Source organism: Bacteroides caecigallinarum (assembly GCF_021530995.1).
Taxonomy (GTDB): domain Bacteria; phylum Bacteroidota; class Bacteroidia; order Bacteroidales; family Bacteroidaceae; genus Phocaeicola; species Phocaeicola faecigallinarum.
The window spans coordinates 1-18,834 of record NZ_JADYTF010000078.1 but is presented as its reverse complement, the minus strand read 5'-3'; the positions used below and the strand labels follow the sequence as shown (position 1 = coordinate 18,834).

General features: G+C 41.0%; 14 protein-coding genes. 11 read left to right on the top strand and 3 right to left on the bottom strand.

The window, feature by feature from the left end; all coding sequences use genetic code 11:
- From I6E24_RS10930 to I6E24_RS10905, 6 genes are all read left to right on the top strand, one after another.
- Positions 1–249: hypothetical protein (locus I6E24_RS10930; protein ID WP_235328577.1), on the top strand; the 249-nt coding region annotated here is incomplete at its 5' end.
- A 19-nt stretch (positions 250–268) separates the two neighbouring features.
- A complete protein-coding gene (locus I6E24_RS10925) occupies positions 269–2,899 on the top strand; it encodes a calcium-translocating P-type ATPase, PMCA-type (protein WP_235328576.1) in 2,631 nt (876 codons plus the stop codon).
- A gap of 41 nt (positions 2,900–2,940) precedes the next feature.
- Positions 2,941–3,555 carry an HAD family hydrolase gene (locus I6E24_RS10920; protein WP_235328575.1) on the top strand — a complete coding sequence of 205 codons (615 nt, stop codon included), beginning with the start codon at positions 2,941–2,943 and terminating at the stop codon, positions 3,553–3,555.
- Between the two features lie 5 nt (positions 3,556–3,560).
- Positions 3,561–4,484 carry a bifunctional riboflavin kinase/FAD synthetase gene (locus I6E24_RS10915; RefSeq protein ID WP_235328574.1) on the top strand — a complete coding sequence of 308 codons (924 nt, stop codon included), beginning with the start codon at positions 3,561–3,563 and terminating at the stop codon, positions 4,482–4,484.
- A 15-nt stretch (positions 4,485–4,499) separates the two neighbouring features.
- Positions 4,500–6,413 carry a DEAD/DEAH box helicase gene (locus I6E24_RS10910; protein WP_235328573.1) on the top strand — a complete coding sequence of 638 codons (1,914 nt, stop codon included), beginning with the start codon at positions 4,500–4,502 and terminating at the stop codon, positions 6,411–6,413.
- Positions 6,414–6,620: 207 nt separating this feature from the next.
- Complete coding sequence (locus I6E24_RS10905) at positions 6,621–7,973, top strand: FimB/Mfa2 family fimbrial subunit (protein ID WP_235328572.1); 1,353 nt, start codon at positions 6,621–6,623, stop codon at positions 7,971–7,973.
- Positions 7,974–8,044: 71 nt separating this feature from the next.
- Here I6E24_RS10905 and I6E24_RS10900 read toward each other — a convergent pair whose 3' ends face one another.
- From I6E24_RS10900 to ruvB, 3 genes are read right to left on the bottom strand one after another with little or no spacing between them, the layout of a single operon-like run.
- Positions 8,045–9,409 (bottom strand): TIGR00341 family protein, encoded by a 1,365-nt coding sequence (locus I6E24_RS10900; protein WP_235328571.1) that lies wholly within the window; start codon positions 9,407–9,409, stop codon positions 8,045–8,047.
- A 2-nt stretch (positions 9,410–9,411) separates the two neighbouring features.
- On the bottom strand, positions 9,412–10,893 hold the full coding sequence (locus tag I6E24_RS10895; RefSeq protein WP_235328569.1) for an oligosaccharide flippase family protein: 1,482 nt from the start codon (positions 10,891–10,893) through the stop codon (positions 9,412–9,414).
- Positions 10,894–10,946: 53 nt separating this feature from the next.
- Positions 10,947–11,972, bottom strand: a complete 1,026-nt coding sequence (gene ruvB, locus I6E24_RS10890) for a Holliday junction branch migration DNA helicase RuvB (RefSeq protein ID WP_235328567.1) — start codon at positions 11,970–11,972, stop codon at positions 10,947–10,949.
- 141 nt (positions 11,973–12,113) lie between these two features.
- On the opposite strand from ruvB, the gene I6E24_RS10885 reads away from it, so the two are divergent.
- From I6E24_RS10885 to I6E24_RS10865, 5 genes are all read left to right on the top strand, one after another.
- Positions 12,114–13,229 (top strand): OmpA family protein, encoded by a 1,116-nt coding sequence (locus I6E24_RS10885; RefSeq protein WP_235328565.1) that lies wholly within the window; start codon positions 12,114–12,116, stop codon positions 13,227–13,229.
- 121 nt (positions 13,230–13,350) lie between these two features.
- On the top strand, positions 13,351–14,478 hold the full coding sequence (locus I6E24_RS10880) for a site-specific integrase (RefSeq protein ID WP_235328563.1): 1,128 nt from the start codon (positions 13,351–13,353) through the stop codon (positions 14,476–14,478).
- Between the two features lie 89 nt (positions 14,479–14,567).
- A complete protein-coding gene (locus I6E24_RS10875) occupies positions 14,568–15,002 on the top strand; it encodes a hypothetical protein (protein ID WP_235328562.1) in 435 nt (144 codons plus the stop codon).
- A gap of 315 nt (positions 15,003–15,317) precedes the next feature.
- Positions 15,318–18,464: a FlxA-like family protein gene (locus tag I6E24_RS10870; RefSeq protein WP_235328561.1), complete on the top strand. Its 3,147-nt coding sequence runs from the start codon at positions 15,318–15,320 to the stop codon at positions 18,462–18,464.
- Between the two features lie 82 nt (positions 18,465–18,546).
- Positions 18,547–18,834 (top strand): hypothetical protein (locus tag I6E24_RS10865; protein WP_235328560.1); only part of this gene is annotated, 288 nt, incomplete at its 3' end.

Below are 18,834 nucleotides of genomic sequence, written 5' to 3'. Positions count from 1 at the left end.
TGCTTGGTCGAGTTGCTCCTCAGCAGAGCTCGCCTCCTCTTTGATCCACGAGGCAAAGTTAACACTTTCCTCCTTGAATCTACTACTTTTAAAGACCAAAACGTTGCACTTCGTTTTGGAATCTACAAAAAAATCATTTTTTCTGCTACAAAAGCATCAATAAGACATACTATATATACCCTATTAAGAAGTTTTACAACCCATGACACCATAACTTCGGAGATATTATTGTATTTTTGCACCGATTAATCGATTAAAAATTAAAGACATGTCACAGAAAATGAATGAAAATCATCTGAACGGACTTACTGACCAGGAGGTTATTGCCAGCCGTCAGAAATATGGGGAAAACTTGCTTACTCCTCCAAAGCGTCCGTCAATCTGGAAACTTTATCTCGAGAAATTCCAGGACCCTGTCATCAGAGTTCTTCTGGTGGCTGCCGTTTTTTCACTTATCATATCAATTATCGAGAATGAATATGCCGAAACTATAGGTATCTTCTTCGCTATTTTTCTGGCTACAGGTATCGGATTCTACTTTGAATATGATGCCAACAAGAAGTTCGACCTTCTGAATGCCGTTGGCGAGGAAACCCCTGTCACTGTTATACGAAACGGAAAGGTAAAAGAGATTCCAAGAAAGGAAATCGTAGTCGGAGATATAGTGATTCTGAACACTGGTGATGAGATTCCTGCCGATGGTACACTGATAGAAGCTGTTTCACTGCAGGTGAATGAGGCGAACCTTACAGGTGAGCTTATGGTGAACAAGACTACTGACCCAGAACATTTTGATGATGAAGCTACTTATCCGTCGAATGCCGTAATGCGCGGTACTACAGTTACCGACGGACACGGAACGATGAGGGTAGACCGTGTGGGTGACGCTACAGAAATCGGTAAAGTAGCCCGCCAGTCTACAGAACAGAGCGACGAAAAGACTCCACTAAACATACAGCTGGAGAAACTTGCCAACCTGATTGGTAAGGTAGGTTTCACTATTGCCATACTCACTTTCGTGATTTTCACAGGTAAAGACCTTTATGCTTATTTCACTGCCAATACAGTAGAGACATGGGAACAGTGGCTTGAAGTGGCTCAGATAGTATTGAAATACTTCATGATGGCTGTGACGCTGATTGTTGTGGCTGTGCCTGAAGGACTTCCTATGAGTGTGACACTGAGCCTTGCGCTGAACATGCGCCGAATGCTGAAGACCAACAACCTTGTGCGCAAGATGCATGCATGCGAAACTATGGGTGCCATCACTGTGATTTGCACAGACAAGACAGGTACTCTGACTCAGAACCTTATGCAGGTGCACGAAGCACAGGTGGACGAATCAAATCCCGAACTTGTGGCAGAAAGCATTGCCGTAAACTCTACCGCTTTCCTTGAAGAGAAGGCCGAAGGAGAAAAGCCGTCGGGTGTGGGTAATCCTACAGAAGTTGCCCTGCTCTTGTGGCTCAACGGAAAGGGTGCCAACTATATCTCACTGCGTGAAAATGCCCATACAGTAAACCAGCTTACTTTCTCTACAGAGAGAAAATATATGGCCACACTCGTTGATTCGCCTGTAATGAACAAACGTGTTCTGTATATAAAAGGTGCTCCTGAAATTGTAATGTCGAAATGTTCATTGAGCGACGATAAAATCAAGGCATACAACGAACAGCTTCTTGCATACCAAAACAAGGCTATGCGTACTCTGGGACTTGCATACAGAATCATCCCTGAAGGAAAATCGGAAGACTGTGCAGAGCTTGTGGCTGAAGGTGGCATGACATTCCTAGGAATATTCGCAATAAGCGATCCAATACGTCCTGACGTGCCTGATGCAGTAAAGAAATGCCAGTCGGCAGGTATCGGTGTGAAGATTGTAACCGGTGATACTCCAGGAACAGCTACCGAAATTGCACGTCAGATTGGTTTGTGGACTGAAAACGATACTGAACGCAACCGTATCACTGGTACAGATTTTGCCGCATTAAGCGATGAAGAAGCTCTTGAAAGAGTTCTTGACATAAAGGTGATGAGCCGTGCGCGTCCTATGGACAAACAGCGCCTGGTACAGTTGCTACAGCAGAAAGGTGCGGTAGTGGCAGTTACAGGCGACGGTACAAATGATGCTCCTGCCCTCAACCATGCCCAAGTTGGTTTGTCAATGGGTACTGGTACATCTGTGGCTAAGGAGGCCAGCGACATCACTCTGCTCGACGATTCGTTCCACAGTATAGCAACAGCCGTGATGTGGGGACGTTCGCTCTACAAGAACATACAGCGTTTCATCGTGTTCCAGCTTACCATCAACGTAGTAGCATTGCTGAGTGTCCTCCTCGGAGCATTCTTCGGTTCTGCCCTTCCGCTCACCGTTACACAGATGCTTTGGGTGAACCTGATTATGGATACTTTCGCTGCCATGGCTTTGGCTTCAATTTCTCCAAGTATGGACGTAATGAACGAAAAGCCTCGTAAGCGTACAGATTTCATCATCAGCAAAGCTATGCAGAAGAATATCTTCGGTACAGGTATCTGCTTCCTTATCGTACTGATGGGACTTATGGCATACATGAACAATTCTGTCACTGGTATGGATGTCCATAACCTGACAATATTCTTCACAGTGTTCGTTATGCTTCAGTTCTGGAATCTGTTCAATGCCAGCGTATTCGGAACAAATCATTCTATCTTCAAGGACGCAGGTCATGCGCTTGGTATGCTCAGTGTGGCACTGATAATTCTTGTAGGTCAGTTCATTATCGTTACCTTCGGTGGCAAAGTGTTCCGTACTGAGGCTCTTCCGCTGATGGATTGGGTTTATATTATAGGCGGAACTTCTATTGTACTTTGGATTGGCGAAATCTGGAGAGGTATCAAGAGAATGAGCTCTAAAGGATAGCTGAGAAGGTTTCAGTTAACAAGTTGACAAGGTTTTAAAATATGAATTCAAAAATCAAGAATATTATATTCGACTGGGGTGGCGTTCTTATAGATGTCACCCTGGACAGATTTCTAGCAGAATGCAAGGCTGCCGGAATCAGTTTCGAGGATAAAGAAATAACCGGCACTCACAAGACAGGATTCTTCCTTGAATACGAACTTGGCAATATATCTGATGACGATGCGCGCAATGAGTTGCGCCGTAGAGCAGGCAAAGATATATCAGATGAGGAAATAGACCGTATATGGAACACCATGATAGACAGTATTCCGGAAGAGAAACTTGAACTGCTTTACAGACTGAAGGATAAATACAATCTGTATATACTTAGCAACACTAATGCAATTCATTGGGATAATGTAGCACCGAAAGTATTCAGCTACAAAGGATTGGGTATTAATGATTTCTTCAAGAAAGTATTCCTCTCGCATGAAATGCACCTTGCCAAACCGGACACTGCAATTTATCTGAAAGCACTGTCAGAAGCAGGACTCAAGGCAGAAGAAACCATGTTTATAGACGACTCAAAACTGAACTGCGACGCAGCACAATCGGTAGGTATAAATACCGTACATTACATTCCGGGAGATGATCTCTCACTGATTTTCAAATAATAAAAATGAAGTTTATAGAAGAATACGATAAAACTGACATAAAGCCATGCGCGGCAACAATAGGATGCTTCGACGGAGTACACACCGGACACCGCTATCTGGTAAAACAGGTTCGCGACATAGCCGATGAAAAAGGTCTGAAAAGTGCCCTTATCACCTTTCCTATACATCCACGCCAGGTTATGCAGGCAGACTATATGCCGGAACTCTTATCGTGTCCTGCACAAAAAACTTCACTTATCAGTTCTCTTGATTCCGATTACTGCATAGTCCTCCCTTTCACTAAAGAATTTTCGCAACTTACGGCACGCGAGTTCATGGAGCTACTGCACAACAGATACAATGTACGTGCACTGGTTATAGGCTATGACCACCGTTTCGGACACAACCGCACAGAGACTTTCGAGGATTATTGCCGCTACGGACAGGAACTTGGTATGTCTGTAATAAAAGCCGAACCTCTGAAATGTGACATCACAGATACTTTCATCAGTTCATCTGCCATAAGAAAGCTACTTAAATGTGGTGATGTGGTTACGGCAAACCGCTTCCTGGGATATAACTACTATATTGACGGTACAGTGACTGACGGACACAAGATAGGACGGAAAATCGGCTTCCCTACTGCAAATATCATTCCTTCATGTCCGGAAAAACTAATACCGGCGAACGGAGTTTATGCCGTGCGTGTACCCATGAGCAATACTGCTTACAAAGGGATGCTGAACATCGGCAACCGCCCTACCCTGAACAATGGCAGCAACATAAGCATCGAAGTACATATAATCGACTTCAGCGGTGATATATATCATCATCCTTTAAGGATTGAGTTTATCAGCAGAATTAGAGAGGAGATAAAGTTTGCCTCAATGGAAGAATTGATAGAACAGCTGGAGAAAGACAAGACGATAATATCAAAAATAGAATAATTTTAAAAACAACAAATGAAGACATTCGAAGAATTAGGCGTTTCCGAAGAAATACGCAGGGCGATAGAAGAAATGGGATATGAGTATCCTATGCCCGTACAGGAAGAAGTTATACCGTATTTATTAGGAAACGGAAATGACGTAGTGGCTCTGGCACAAACCGGAACCGGAAAAACAGCCGCATTTGGTCTGCCGCTGATACAGAAAATAAATCTTGATGAATGTGTACCGCAAGCACTGGTGCTCTGCCCTACACGCGAACTGTGCCTGCAGATAGCAGGTGACCTTACTGACTATTCAAAATATATTTCAGATCTTAAGATATTACCTGTCTATGGAGGTTCATCCATAGAAAGCCAAATCAGAAGCCTGAAGAAAGGTGTACACATCATAGTGGCTACTCCGGGACGACTCATCGACCTTATGGAGCGCAAGGTGGCTCGCCTTGAGACTATCAGAGACGTAGTGATGGACGAAGCTGACGAGATGCTCAATATGGGATTCACAGAGAGTATCAATGCCATACTCGAAAAAGTACCTGAAGACCGCAACACTCTGATGTTCTCAGCCACAATGAGTCCTGAGATCTCACGCATTGCAAAGACTTACCTGCATAACGCGAAAGAAATAACCATAGGGACAAAGAACGAAGGTAGCAAGAACGTAAACCATATAGCATATATCGTACACGCAAAGGACAAGTATCTCGCGCTGAAACGTATCGTGGACTACTATCCTCAGATATACGGTATCATCTTCTGCCGTACACGTATCGAGACTCAGGAGATAGCCGACAAGCTGATACAGGACGGATACAGTGCCGACTCTCTTCACGGCGAACTGAGCCAGGCACAACGCGACCTCGTGATGCAGAAATTCCGCCAGCGTCATCTGCAGCTTCTTGTCGCTACCGACGTGGCAGCACGCGGACTTGACGTGAACGACCTTACTCACGTTATCAACTATGCTCTGCCTGACGACACAGAGAGCTATACACACCGAAGCGGACGTACAGGCCGTGCAGGAAAGACAGGTATCTCTATCGCCATAATCAATATGCGCGAGAAGGGAAAGATGCGTGAGATAGAGCGTATCATCAACAAGAAGTTCACAATAGGAACACTCCCAGCCGGAAAGGAGATTTGCGAGCAGCAGCTCATCAAGGTTATCGACGACATAGAAAAGGTTAAGGTGAACGAGGAAGATATCGAAGCATTCCTCCCCGGCATCTACCGCAAATTCGAATGGCTGAGCAAGGAAGACCTTATCAAGCGCGTGGTATCAATGGAGTTCAACCGCTTCCTGGAATACTACCGCAATGCACCTGAAATAGAACAGCCTAAGGCTAGCGAAAAGGATAAGTCGGACAAGCCTCGCAAAGATCGAGGAAGCGACAAGGAAAAGACAGCCCGCAAAGCGGAAAAGGGATATGCACGCCTATTCCTCAATATGGGTAAGACCGACGGCTTCTATGCAAATCAGGTTATCGAACTGATCAACCGCAACACAAAGAAAGAGCGCATACAGATAGGACGCATTGACCTGATGCAGAACTTCTCATTCTTCGAAGTGGCAGAGCAGCAGGCTGATATCGTTATTAAAGCTCTCAACAAAGCTGTTATAAAGGGCAAGAAAATTATAGTTGAAATAGCCGGAGAGAACAACGGCAAGAGTGATAAGAGCGGCAAGAAACGCGATGCCAAGGCATCAAAAGAAAAAGTTTCAAAAGAAAAAACCGCAAAGGAAACTCCTGCAAAAGAAAAGAAAGCTTCAAAGAAGGATAAGCCAAGCCGTGAAGAGCGCGGATATACTTCAGCACGCGGTCCAAAACATAAGGACGACTGGAAACAGTTCTTCATCCACGACAATGATTCTTCGAATCCCGGATTTGATGATTCCGGAATGGGAAAGAAGAAAAAGAAGAAATAAATCTATATAGTTAAAAAGAGTACAAAAGCGAAATGCGCTATATCCTGGAATGTTTTTTCCAAGAATAGCGCATTTCGTTTTTTATGATATAACCAATTACATCTTAAACATATTTACATAAAATTTTGATTTTTACTTATAATTTCATACCTTTACACAAACAAAGATTTCATAATGAATAATACCAATTAAAAATGTCAAATGAATATGAAAAACATTTCAACACTTTCATTACTTTATTTGTGTATAATCCTTACAGCATGCAGTAAACAAACTCTAGAAACTGAGAATGACAATCTAACCGAAGATTTGCCTGTAAATATTAGTGTGAGAAATTCTGAAACAGGAAATGAAGATAAATATTTTCCTATAAGCTTATATATCTTCAATGAAGAAGGAGAATATATATCCCGACAGGATATTACAAAAGAAGATAAAACTTTCTCCACCAAGCTGAAAGCAGGAAGTTATAGCATAAGCGCATTCAGCGGCCTTGATAATTCGGAATATACCTTCCCCGAATCACCTGTATACGATGATATCATCGAAATGAAAAACTCATATAGCAAAACCCACCCATTAATGGCAGGACATCATGACATAGAACTGTCACAATCATCCGACGTCACAATACCTATAGAATATTGTGTAACGGCTGTGGGTTTTTCTTTCTCCGATGTACCTACTGATGCAACAGGAGTTACACTTAACATATCACCACTGAGCAATAGCTACACATTCAGCGGTAGATATACTGACAATACATCAAAAGCAGAAGTCGAATGTATTTTCAGCGATGGATTATGGAAAGCCGGCCCGATATATGTTTTTCCATCAGAGGCAAACAATGTTTTACTATCAGTTTCCGTAAACAGTGAGTCAGGCACAGAAACATTCAATTATACTTATAAAAACAGCCTGTTACCTGGTGTTCCATATAATTTTAAAGGAAAGTATAATGGTGGGTTTACTGTGAATGTAGGATTCGATATTGAAGGATGGCAGCCAGGTATTGATGTCGATTTTGACCTTGTGCCCGGAGAGAATACCGAAGGAGGAGACACAGAAGAGAATCCTGATTCAGGCGAAACAGAAGTCCCTACAGTATATTCCGACTACCTCCCCGAGCCTAACTCTATATGGAAATCATTCTATGTATGGACCACAAAAGAAATCAGTTCTACAGAGATTGAGGCTCTGATAATAACTCCGGACCAATGGCCTGACATATTGGCTAAAGATGCTCAAGCGACTCTTGAATGGTATGAAAAAGATGGCTTGTCTAATTGGAGAACATTCACAGAAGAAGAAACCAGAGCATTCCACAAGGCATTCCCCGGCACCAGTGAAGCGTTCGAAGATCTAAACTGGCTATTATACGAAAATAATCATAATCAATTCTACTGCTTCAATAAAGAAAGGTATCTATGTAGAAACCTGGAATATACATTCAATCTGGTAGATGTATCAAGCAGTGGCACACTTATAATAAGACAGGCTGGCGATAAAACCGAATACTATCTTCGCCCAGTCAAGACTATAAAAATCAAGCTTCAATAAAAACCATACTTCAATCGGCAGATTTATAACCTGCCGATTGAAAATATTTTCCATTACAAAACAAAAGCATTTTACTTCTCCATCACAATAAGCTCAAGCTTCTTCGCGTTAGTACGTGTCTTGAGCCAGTCTGCCATACGTTTCTTATCGGCAGCAGATGGATTCTTGTCACATTGCAATATAGCAAATGTAAGAGTGTCAGGCTTGAGACTGTCAAGTTCCAGACGGATACTTCGCGACAATGCCACCGACTTGATACCTTCACCGAACAAAGCCTTCATCTCACCTGCCAGACGGGTGTCAGCCTGTCCGCTGCGGGTATATACATCCAGTTGAGTCTTCAGGGAGTCTATTTCATGCTGCTGGGCTATAAGTTTCTGCTCACTCTTCTTATAGAAATCCTCCATCACCATCGACTTGATGTTGCTGATGTCCATCTCGCCATTGTTCACTCCCTGGAACACTACGAGCTTGGTTTTTCCCAGATTGTATTTTTCAAGCTTCTGCTCGGCCGCTGCTATCTGACTTTCAGACACTTCACTACCGACCATAACCACCTTAATCTCTCGTTTGGAATATGATATTTCCCTACTGAGAATCTGTGAATTCGGGAACTGAAGTTCCTCTGATATGTAATTGTTTGCAGCACTGTGATAGAATGTTTCTTTCACTATACCGTATGTAAGATATATTGCAGGACACATTGTCACCAAAGTTATAGCTATAATATACTTACGTACCAGTTTCTCGCGTGCCTTATCCACAAACTGCTTATGCTTGAATTTCATGAAACGCACCCCAAGGAAAGTGGCAAGACTTATAAACACAGAGTTGATGAAATACAGATAGAAAGCTCCCAGGAAATAAAGCAGATTACCCGTAGCAAGTCCGAATCCGGCAGTACAGAGTGGCGGCATCAATGCCGTAGCGATAGCCACACCCGGTATTACGTTACCTTTCTCCTTTGTAGCCACAGCCACTATACCTGCCAATCCACCCACAAGAGCAATGAACACATCGTATATAGTAGGCGAAGTGCGGGCCAGCAACTCCGACTGTACTTCATCGAGCGGAGTAAACGCAAAATATATAGTAGCTGTAGTGACACTGAACACAGTAGCGATGAAGTAACTCTTCAGGGAGCGTTTCATCAGCTCGAAATCGTTGATACCGATAGCAAGCCCCACACCCATTATAGGTCCCATAAGCGGAGAAATCAGCATGGCACCAATGATTACGGCCGTAGAATTGACATTCAGCCCCAATGAGGCAATGAAAGTGGCAAACACAAGAATCCACAGATTTGCACCGCGGAATTCCACACCATTACGGATGCTTTCAACAGTAAGTTGCTCATCCTCCATACTCTTGTTCAAATCCAGATAGTCATCGTAAAACTTTCTTATCAGGTACTTCTTTCTGTTGTTCAGTTCCATAATTATTTCTTTATAAATCGGTTAATAACAGGGATACTTCTCAAAGGTAAGTCTTTTTTTATGATATATGCAACAAACAGCGAAATCAATAATGTACGGAAAGCAATACGCAGCACTGTATTTTCGGGATAGATATAAACAGATGCCACATAAAGCACAGCAGCGAAAACAAGATAGACGAACATATCCTTTATCGGGTATGCCACAGGATATTTCTTCTGCCCTATGAAATAAGACAGAACAGTGATAAGTCCGTAACCTGCCACCGATGCCCATGCCGAAGCCAGATATCCGTACTGTGGCACCAGCCATATATTGAGTATAAGTATCACCGCACATCCTATAAGCGAGAAATATGCACCCCAGCGTGTCTCGTCAATCAGCTTATACCAGAACGACAGGTTGAAATAAATACCTTTCAGTATCTCCGCACCCATCACTATTGCAACCACGCTTAGTCCTTCCCAATAGTCCGAAGCCACCATATATTTCAGAATATCCATATAGAACATTACAGCCAGAAATGCCAGCAGAGAGAAGATAAAGAAATACTTCATGGCTCCTGCGTATGATGATGTACTGTCTTTCTTATTGCTATTGCCAAACACAAAAGGCTCGTAGGCATATCTGAAAGCCTGGGTAAACATTGCCATAATCATCGCTACCTTACTTGTAGCACTATAAATACCCAGCTGCACAAGTCCCTCCTGGCGGTCGTCATAAAGGAAAGGATATATCATCTTGTCTACAGTCTGATTTAATATCCCCACTACACCGAATATCAGTATCGGAAACGAATAGCTAAGCATACGTTTCTGAAGTTCAAAGTCCGGTTTCAAGGACAATTGTCTCAACTCAGGTATGAAAAATAACATCTGTGCCGCCGACATTATCAGATTCGACACGAATATGTAACCCACCAGATAGTCCGGATTGTAGAACCAGGACACCAGCGAAGGCGCATGCCCGTTAAGCCAGGGACACAGAAGCAGGAAAAACAGATTAAGAACAATATTTCCGATAATGTTGAAAAGCTTGATTGAAGCAAACTTTACAGGCTTTTTCTTATATCTGAGCCATGCGAAAGGAATGCAAAGAAAAGAATCCAGAGCCACTACCACCATCATCATTCCTACATAATCCTTATGGTCGGGATATTCCAGGAATTGCGATACAGGCTCTAAAAATATCAGACCAAGAATGACGAAAAGCAACGAAAGTCCTCCTACGAAAAGAGATGTATTCGAGAACACCTTAACAGGGTCCTCCTCCGACTTGTTTGCAAATCGGAAAAAACCTGTTTCCATACCGAAAGTAAGAAACACAAGTATCAGTGCCGTATAAGCATATACATTCGACACCACTCCGTAGCCTCCCGACTCCGCCGAGAGGACCGCTGTATATAGCGGAACGAGCAGATAGTTGAGGAAACGTCCTACTATGCTGCTCAGTCCGTAAATTGCTGTATCTTTAACTAGTGACACGTTTGTTAGTTGTTGGTTGTTAGTTTTTAGTTGTTGGTTTGCAACTAAAGGAATTAATCAAAAAGAGTTTTCTCCTGATGCCACATGTTCCTGCCCAGATGCTTATATGCCAGTTCTGTCACCTCACGGCCTCGCGGAGTACGTTTCAGGAAACCTTCCTTTATGAGGAAAGGCTCATACACCTCCTCCAGCGTACCAGGATCTTCACCCAAAGCAGTGGCAATCGTAGTAAGTCCTACAGGACCACCCTTAAACTTGTCGATAATAGTACAAAGAATCTTGTTATCTATCTCGTCCAGTCCATAACGGTCAATGTTCAGTGCTTCAAGAGCATATTTGGCTATCTTCAGGTCGATATGTCCGTCGCCCTTCACCTGAGCGAAATCACGTACCCTTCGGAGCAAGGCATTAGCTATACGCGGCGTACCACGGCTTCTTGAAGCAATCTCACCAGCAGCCTCAACATCGCAAGTCACTCCCAATATTCCAGCCGAACGCATCACTATTCGCGACAGCACCGTCTCGTCGTAATACTCAAGGTGAAGATTTATACCGAATCTGGCTCTGAGCGGCGCGGTAAGCAATCCGCTGCGTGTAGTAGCCCCCACCAGAGTAAAAGGATTCAAATCAAGCTGTATGCTTCGTGCCGACGGTCCTTTGTCTATCATTATATCTATACGATAATCTTCCATTGCCGAATACAGGAACTCCTCAACCACCGGACTCAGACGGTGAATTTCGTCGATGAAAAGAACATCGTTAGGTTCCAGACTGGTCAGTACCCCAGCCAGATCGCCCGGTTTGTCAAGCACCGGTCCCGAAGTGACCTTGAACCCCACCCCAAGCTCATTGGCTATGATATTACTCAATGTAGTTTTTCCAAGTCCCGGAGGCCCGTGAAGCAGCACATGGTCCAGAGCCTCGGCTCTGAGTCTTGCAGCCTTCACAAAGATACGCAGATTGTCCACCACCTTGTCCTGTCCGCTGAAATCCTCGAACTGCAGCGGACGGAGAGCGTTCTCGAAATCGCGTTCCATTCCCGTAGGCTTATAGTCTCTTATATCAAACTGATCTTCCATAAATTATTTTAAATACAGACACAAAAGTACAAAAGAAAATAACGAGCAACATATTAATAAGAAAAAAAATTATAGTATATTTGTAAACAAAGAGGTCTATTGCTTTGTTATATATTGTAGTTTATTTTAATATATGCAATTATGAAAACAAGAAGTTTATTTACAGCAGTATTACTTTCATTAAGTAGTTTTGCGGTTGCACAGTCAGGTGCAACAGACGTTGAAAAGAAATCGGAGTTCCAGCCTCACTGGTACATGCAGATTCAGGCAGGTGCATCACATACTGTAGGTGAAGCTTCATTCGGGGATTTAATTTCTCCGGCAGCAGGAATCTATGGTGGTTATCAGTTCACTCCATTATGGGGTCTCCGTGCCGGAATCACAGGATGGCAGAGCAAAGGCGCGTGGGCAAACCCTCTAACAATCTACAAATATAATTATCTTCAGGGTAATATTGATGCTACACTCGATTTAGGCAATCTCTTCGGAGGATATAAGTGCAGTCGTATAGTAAATCCTTACATCTTTGCCGGTATCGGTCTTAATGGCGCATTCAACAATGACGAGGCAGTAGCTTTAAGCAATCAAGGTTATAAACTGGCATATTTATGGGATAAGAGCAAGTTCAATGTTGCCGGACGTGCCGGATTGGGCTTGAATTTCAGACTGTCAGAAAAAGTACTGTTCAATATCGAGGCAAACGCCAATGTTTTGTCCGATAAGTATAATTCAAAGAAAGCAGGAAATGCCGACTGGCAGTTTAACCTCCTTGGAGGATTCACATTCAAGTTCGGCAAGAGCTGCAAGAAAGCAGAGCCTGTAGTATATGAACAGCCAGCTCCTGTACAACCAGCTCCTGTACAACCTGCTCCTGCACCAGTAGAAGAGAAGAAAGAAGAACCTGCACCAACTCCTGTAGCTGTTAAGGAAGAAGTAAAACCAATGACTCAGAACATCTTCTTTGCAATATCATCATCTGATATCCGCGAATCCGAGAACAGCAAGATAGCATCTTTGGTAGAGTATATGAAAGAGAATCCTTCTTCTAAAGTCACAGTTTACGGATATGCCGACAAGCAGACAGGAAATGCAAGATTCAACAAGTCACTCTCAAAGAAACGTGCTGAATCTGTAGCCGACAGACTTAAATCGGAAGGCATTTCAGCCGAACGCATCACAGTAGATTACAAAGGAGATACAGAACAACCTTTCAGTACAATGGAACAGAACCGTGTAAGTATCTGTATAGCCCAATAAATCAGGCACTTTAATACATTAAATACCCATATTTTACTTTAATACAAAAAAGAAGGTTGTCCACAAGGGTAACCTTCTTTTTTGTATATATTCATGTTTAATCTTTTAAAACAGTAGTATTATGGGAATAAAATTAGTAAAAAGACAGATTTCAGACGGTCGTTATTCATTGTATTTAAGTACTTGTGTCAATGGGACCCGCAAAAAAGAAGCCTTGGGAATAATACTGGAAAAAGGTCACGACAAAGTCACCAAAGAACTAAACAAGATTAAAATCTCAATAGCCCGCTCGCTACAAATAAAAAAAGAGCTTGATTTCCTGCTGAAAAAAATTCCGGACTACACCTACAGTCCTCCATCCTCACAAGACTCACAACCGGACGAGCAACAGAAAGAAGACAAAAATCTGTTCGAAATCTTCTCTGAGTATATCGACAGCTATAACAAAGCCGATATAAGAATCCTAAAAGCCTCGTATAACCATCTGCTTGAATATGCCCAAACCAGCATTCTTCCCCTTTCATCAATAAACAAAAGATTCTGCAGCGGTTTCCTGGATTATCTGTACCGTAAATTCCGTGGCAACACCCCATCACTTTACTTCAAGAAATTCAAGAATCTGCTCAGTCTCTGCATAGACGAGGGATACATTGAAAAAAATCCGGCAGTAAACATACATCCTGTACAAGGATACGCATTAACCAAAGAAATACTAACTTCCTCCGAAATAACCAGACTGGCACTGACCCCATGCAGCAACCCACAGATAAAACGCGCCTTCCTGTTCTCATGTCATAGCGGCCTGCGATGGTGCGACATCAAGCAACTGAAATATGAGAACATCGATTTCTCGCGAAATCTGCTACGAATTACCCAACAGAAAGTCTCCACCCATTCCGGAAGCGCAGTGCTGTTCCTGAATCTCAATAACAGTGCCATGAGAATTATAGAAGCCAATGCATCCGAACGAAAGGGACTTATTTTTAATCTGCCCACCCACGCACGTGCCCTGAGAGTATTAAAAGAATGGACTCAGAAAGCCGGTATACAAAAGCATATATCCTTCCACTGCGCCCGCCACACATTCATCACCATGCTCATCGACAACGGTGCCGGCATAAAGACAGCAGCCTCACTTGCAGGACATTCCAGCACTCGCCACACGGAAAAATACATACATGTGATAGACCATCAGAAGCAAAATGCGGTCGATAATCTCCCCAACCTGCCACCGGAAATTATTTTCTGAAAGAAAATTTAGTTATTTATAATCTTTTTACTTACTTTTGCGGCAAACTATTATTAAATACAAATAACCATTATTTGAATAACTATAATATGGGTACAATAAAAATTAATATCAAACGAATAACAGAGACTAACTTCTCTATAAACAAGGAAATAATGGACGATGCCTCGAAACCTCTTGATGCAAGAATGGGCTTTGAATTATTGTCCGACATTAAAAAAGATTTACTTACTATAGCTACTCAAATAGCATATATAACTCCCGCTTCAGAGATTGGAGCCGTTCTGACATTCCACTATACACTCGAGGTAATCAGTCTGAAAGACCTTCAGTACGTAAGCAATCCTGCCAAAGGCACTCACGACTATAAATTCCCAAACGGCTTTATCGAGGCTGTTCTGACAGATGTTTATGCTACAGGACGTGTGTTGATGGCTTCACATCTTAAGGGTACACGTCTTGAAGGCAGCTATCTTCCATTCGGTGGTGCAGGCAATCTGATAAAACTGATGAAAAAGAAATAACAAATAATTAAGAAAAATATTTTTTAGAAGGATGTTTCAATTTATTTTGAGACATCCTTCTATTTTTATATAGATCCGTACTATTTTATAAAAATTGTCGGCACGACAACTTACATCACTCGCCACCCTCGCTACAGAGCCTTCCGAGGCATGTTCTGTGGGTTTGCAATACCGTATCGTTGTCTGTTTATGTCCCTTGTATGTCCCTTGTTTCCATCCTTGCATATATAATACTTGTTTCTGCATGTTTTGTTTATAATAAGTTGAATTATAACCATTTAATTCTTTTAATTTATAAATTAAAATTTTTTTATCATGAGAAAAAAGTATTTAAGTGCACTTCTGTTCGGAGCCCTTTTGGTAACTTCGGCAGGAACATTTACGTCTTGTAAGGACTATGATGATGATATCAAGAACTTGCAGGAACAAATTGACAAGAAGGCTTCTCTTGAAGAACTACAAGAACAGATTTCTACAATGAAATCTGATGTAGAAACAGCTAAAGCTGAAGCTGAAGAAGCAAAACAGAAAGCTGAAGAAGCATTGCAGAAAGCGACTGAAAATGCAGGTGGCTTGTCACAAGAAGAAGTCCAGGCATTAATTGATCAGGCTGAAGCTGATATTCAGGCTCAGATAAATCAACTTGCAAAATTGACAGATGTTGATGCTAAAATTGAAGCTCTGAAAGTAGAATTGGCTTCCACTTATCTGACAGAAGAAGATTTAGCTAATATTAAAACTGATATCACAAATTTGTGGAATGAAATTGAAAAAGTTGTAGGTAAAGTACTTAATAGTTTGGTTTATCAGCCATCTTTGTATGTTAATGGTATTGAAGCTACAGAGTATGCTTGGATGCAGTATGATCAGTTGAAATCTGCAACAAATACACAGAAGAAATATCAAGATGATGAAGGTGTATGGTGCGAAGTGATAACTTCGGTTTCAGAATGGAATTATACTTTTGATGTTACAAAAGAATTTAATCCTGAAATTTATGTAGACTATCATGTTAATCCTTCTAAAGCTACTATAGCTAAAGAAAATCTTTCTTTGATTTCAGGTGATGCTGAAGTTGTGAATACACGTGCTTCTGAGTCTGCTCCTAAGATCGGTACTGGTGATATCAAATATGAAAATGGAATTCTTTCTGTTCCAGTTGTTGCTATTGGTAGTAAGATAAAAGGTAATCACACGACTGATGGTGAAACAGCTGATTTGACTAAAGCTTCTATATTTGCTCTTCAGGCCAACGTTAAAACTTCAAATGGAGAAGACCGTGTGGTAACTTCTGATTATGCTTCATTGTATTCTTCTGTTATTACTCCTCAAGCTATAGCATATAATACAACTGAGTACAATGGCTTTGATATCGATGCAAAAGGTTGTGCAGCTACTAATGATGAATTGTGGCCTTCAGTTGGGGAAGCATTGGGAAATGTTCCTACAATAAAAGTGGCTTATAATTCTCAAGTAGACTTGAAGACATTACTTGAACTTCACTATAAGCATGAATCTTTAACTAGCAATAATGGTGAACATAAAGTATGGAAGTTGGGTGAAAAAGCACAGTATGGTTTGAAATATGATTTTGCTTTAATTCAATATAAAGCAGGTACTAATGTAACTGAAGACAGTAAATATGTTGATCAGGAACTTGCTGAAACCGGTGTTATTGCTCCAAGAATTGTTGATGCTAGTGGAAATACAACAGGAAGTACAGGTATATCTTCAGTAGGTAGACATCCTTTGGTTAGAGTTCGTGTACTCGATTCTAACAATAAGGTTGTACTTCACGCTTATGTTAAACTAGAAATCGTTCAGACAGTAGTAGATCTAGTTACTGATGAGTTCATATTACCTGAAATAAAGTTCGGATGTGATGCTTACTTAGGAAAATTGACTTGGGCTCAGATGTCTAGCCAGTTGATTGAAGAGACAGGCTTGTCAAGAGAACAGTTCCAGGCATTGTATAAAGTAGATGTAAAAGCTGATAATACAACTGTTAAGCAGTTCAAGAAAGTAAATGGCAAATTCGTAGAATGTACTGCTGCGGCTGATATCTATGGAACTGTAACTGAAACTCAAGACTATATTGAAGGTACAACTACTCCGGTTCTTAACTGGGAATTGTTAGATGAAGATCAGCAGAGAATTTATGAACTTACAGATCATACTAAGTTGATTTATGTAAGATATGTACGTAAATCTACTAATCCTGATCAAACATCTAACGAACGTCCTGTTTATCTGCCAATGAAAGTTACTACTCTTAAACCAGAAGGTGCTGTTGTAACTAAGATTGATGAATATTGGTACAATAATAGTACAAATACTCGTTTGAATGTAAATTATCCTGCAGATGGTGAAAATACACTAGTTTATAAAGTTGATTTGAATCAAGTATGGAAAGGCAATAAGCCTGTATTTAATCCAACAGCCGGATTTGATTCATACACAAATACAATTTTGGCAAACCAGAATGGTACTAATGGTGGTTATAAATATTACTTCGCTGATACAAAGGATTACGAAGTAACTGATTTGAATAAAAATAAATATATAATCTTTGCTGGACAAAACGGTAGTAAGGTAATAAAAGCAACAGGTATGAATGGCAACCAGTATGAAGTAACAAAAGATAATGAGTTGAAGTATGCATTATCTACTGCATCTGGTGTTTATGAAAATACTTCTTTATACGCAAAGAACGTTGCAACTGGAACTATTACTGAAATTGCTACAATTAATCAGGGTGACGGTACAATCCAATATTTGAACAATGATGTTGCTAAATTACTTCTTAATGCTTATCATCATAAAGATGCGAAATTGTTTGCTCAGATTGGAGTTTGTGCTTATAGCTCATGTGGTATAGCATTGGCATTGGATGGTTCTAATTATCCTGCATACTTCTTACGTCCAATCTCTATGAAAGGTAATAAATCAGGTACATTTATTGATGCTCAAGCTAACGGTTCTACAATCAACATAGCAGAGGTATTTGATTTTGTAGACTGGAGAGACGAAGAATTTAAGAAAGGAACTGATTATAGCAATGTTTGGCTGTATGCATTCTATAACATTAAAGCAGTTCATGTTAAGCTTGCTGATATTACTACTACATTGAATGGTGGAAAACTTGGTATTGATAAGTTGACATCTATTACAAATAAGATTGAAATAAATCAGTTGGATGCTGCCGGTAATAAAGTAACTAAGGGTACTGATGGTAATCCAGTTAGTCCTGTATCTTTGAACTTGACTCGTTATAATGCTGAATCAAATGGTACAGTTGCGACATGGAATGCTATAGTAGAAGCAATGGGTAAGATCAAGTATGAAAACAATGGTAATAATGTTCAAGGATTTACATTACGTATTCCTGTTGAATTTACTTACGATTGGGGTACTATTAGTTCTTACGTAGATGTTGATGTGAAAGATACAATGGGTAACTAATAAAATAGTACCATCGTATTAAATATTAATTAGGGCGGGAATCGCATTAGCGACCCCGCCTTTTTTTTAAAATTTATGAACTATGAGCCGAAGTTTTACTATAACTACAATAATTACAATTTTAATTCTAGCCTTATTTTCATGTAATGATAATAAGCAAAGCATGAAATACCAAAATGTTAATGCATCATTTATTCAAACCCTCTCCAATAGGGATACTATGGACGTTTTAAATCTTTCAAGACAATGTATGCAAGTTCTTAAAACCGATATTGATAGCGCACTGAATTATATTTATTATATTCAGGGGGATACACTTTTGCTTCCACTCAGTACAAATAGAAAGGAATTCTTAAAGGCTACTTTAAAT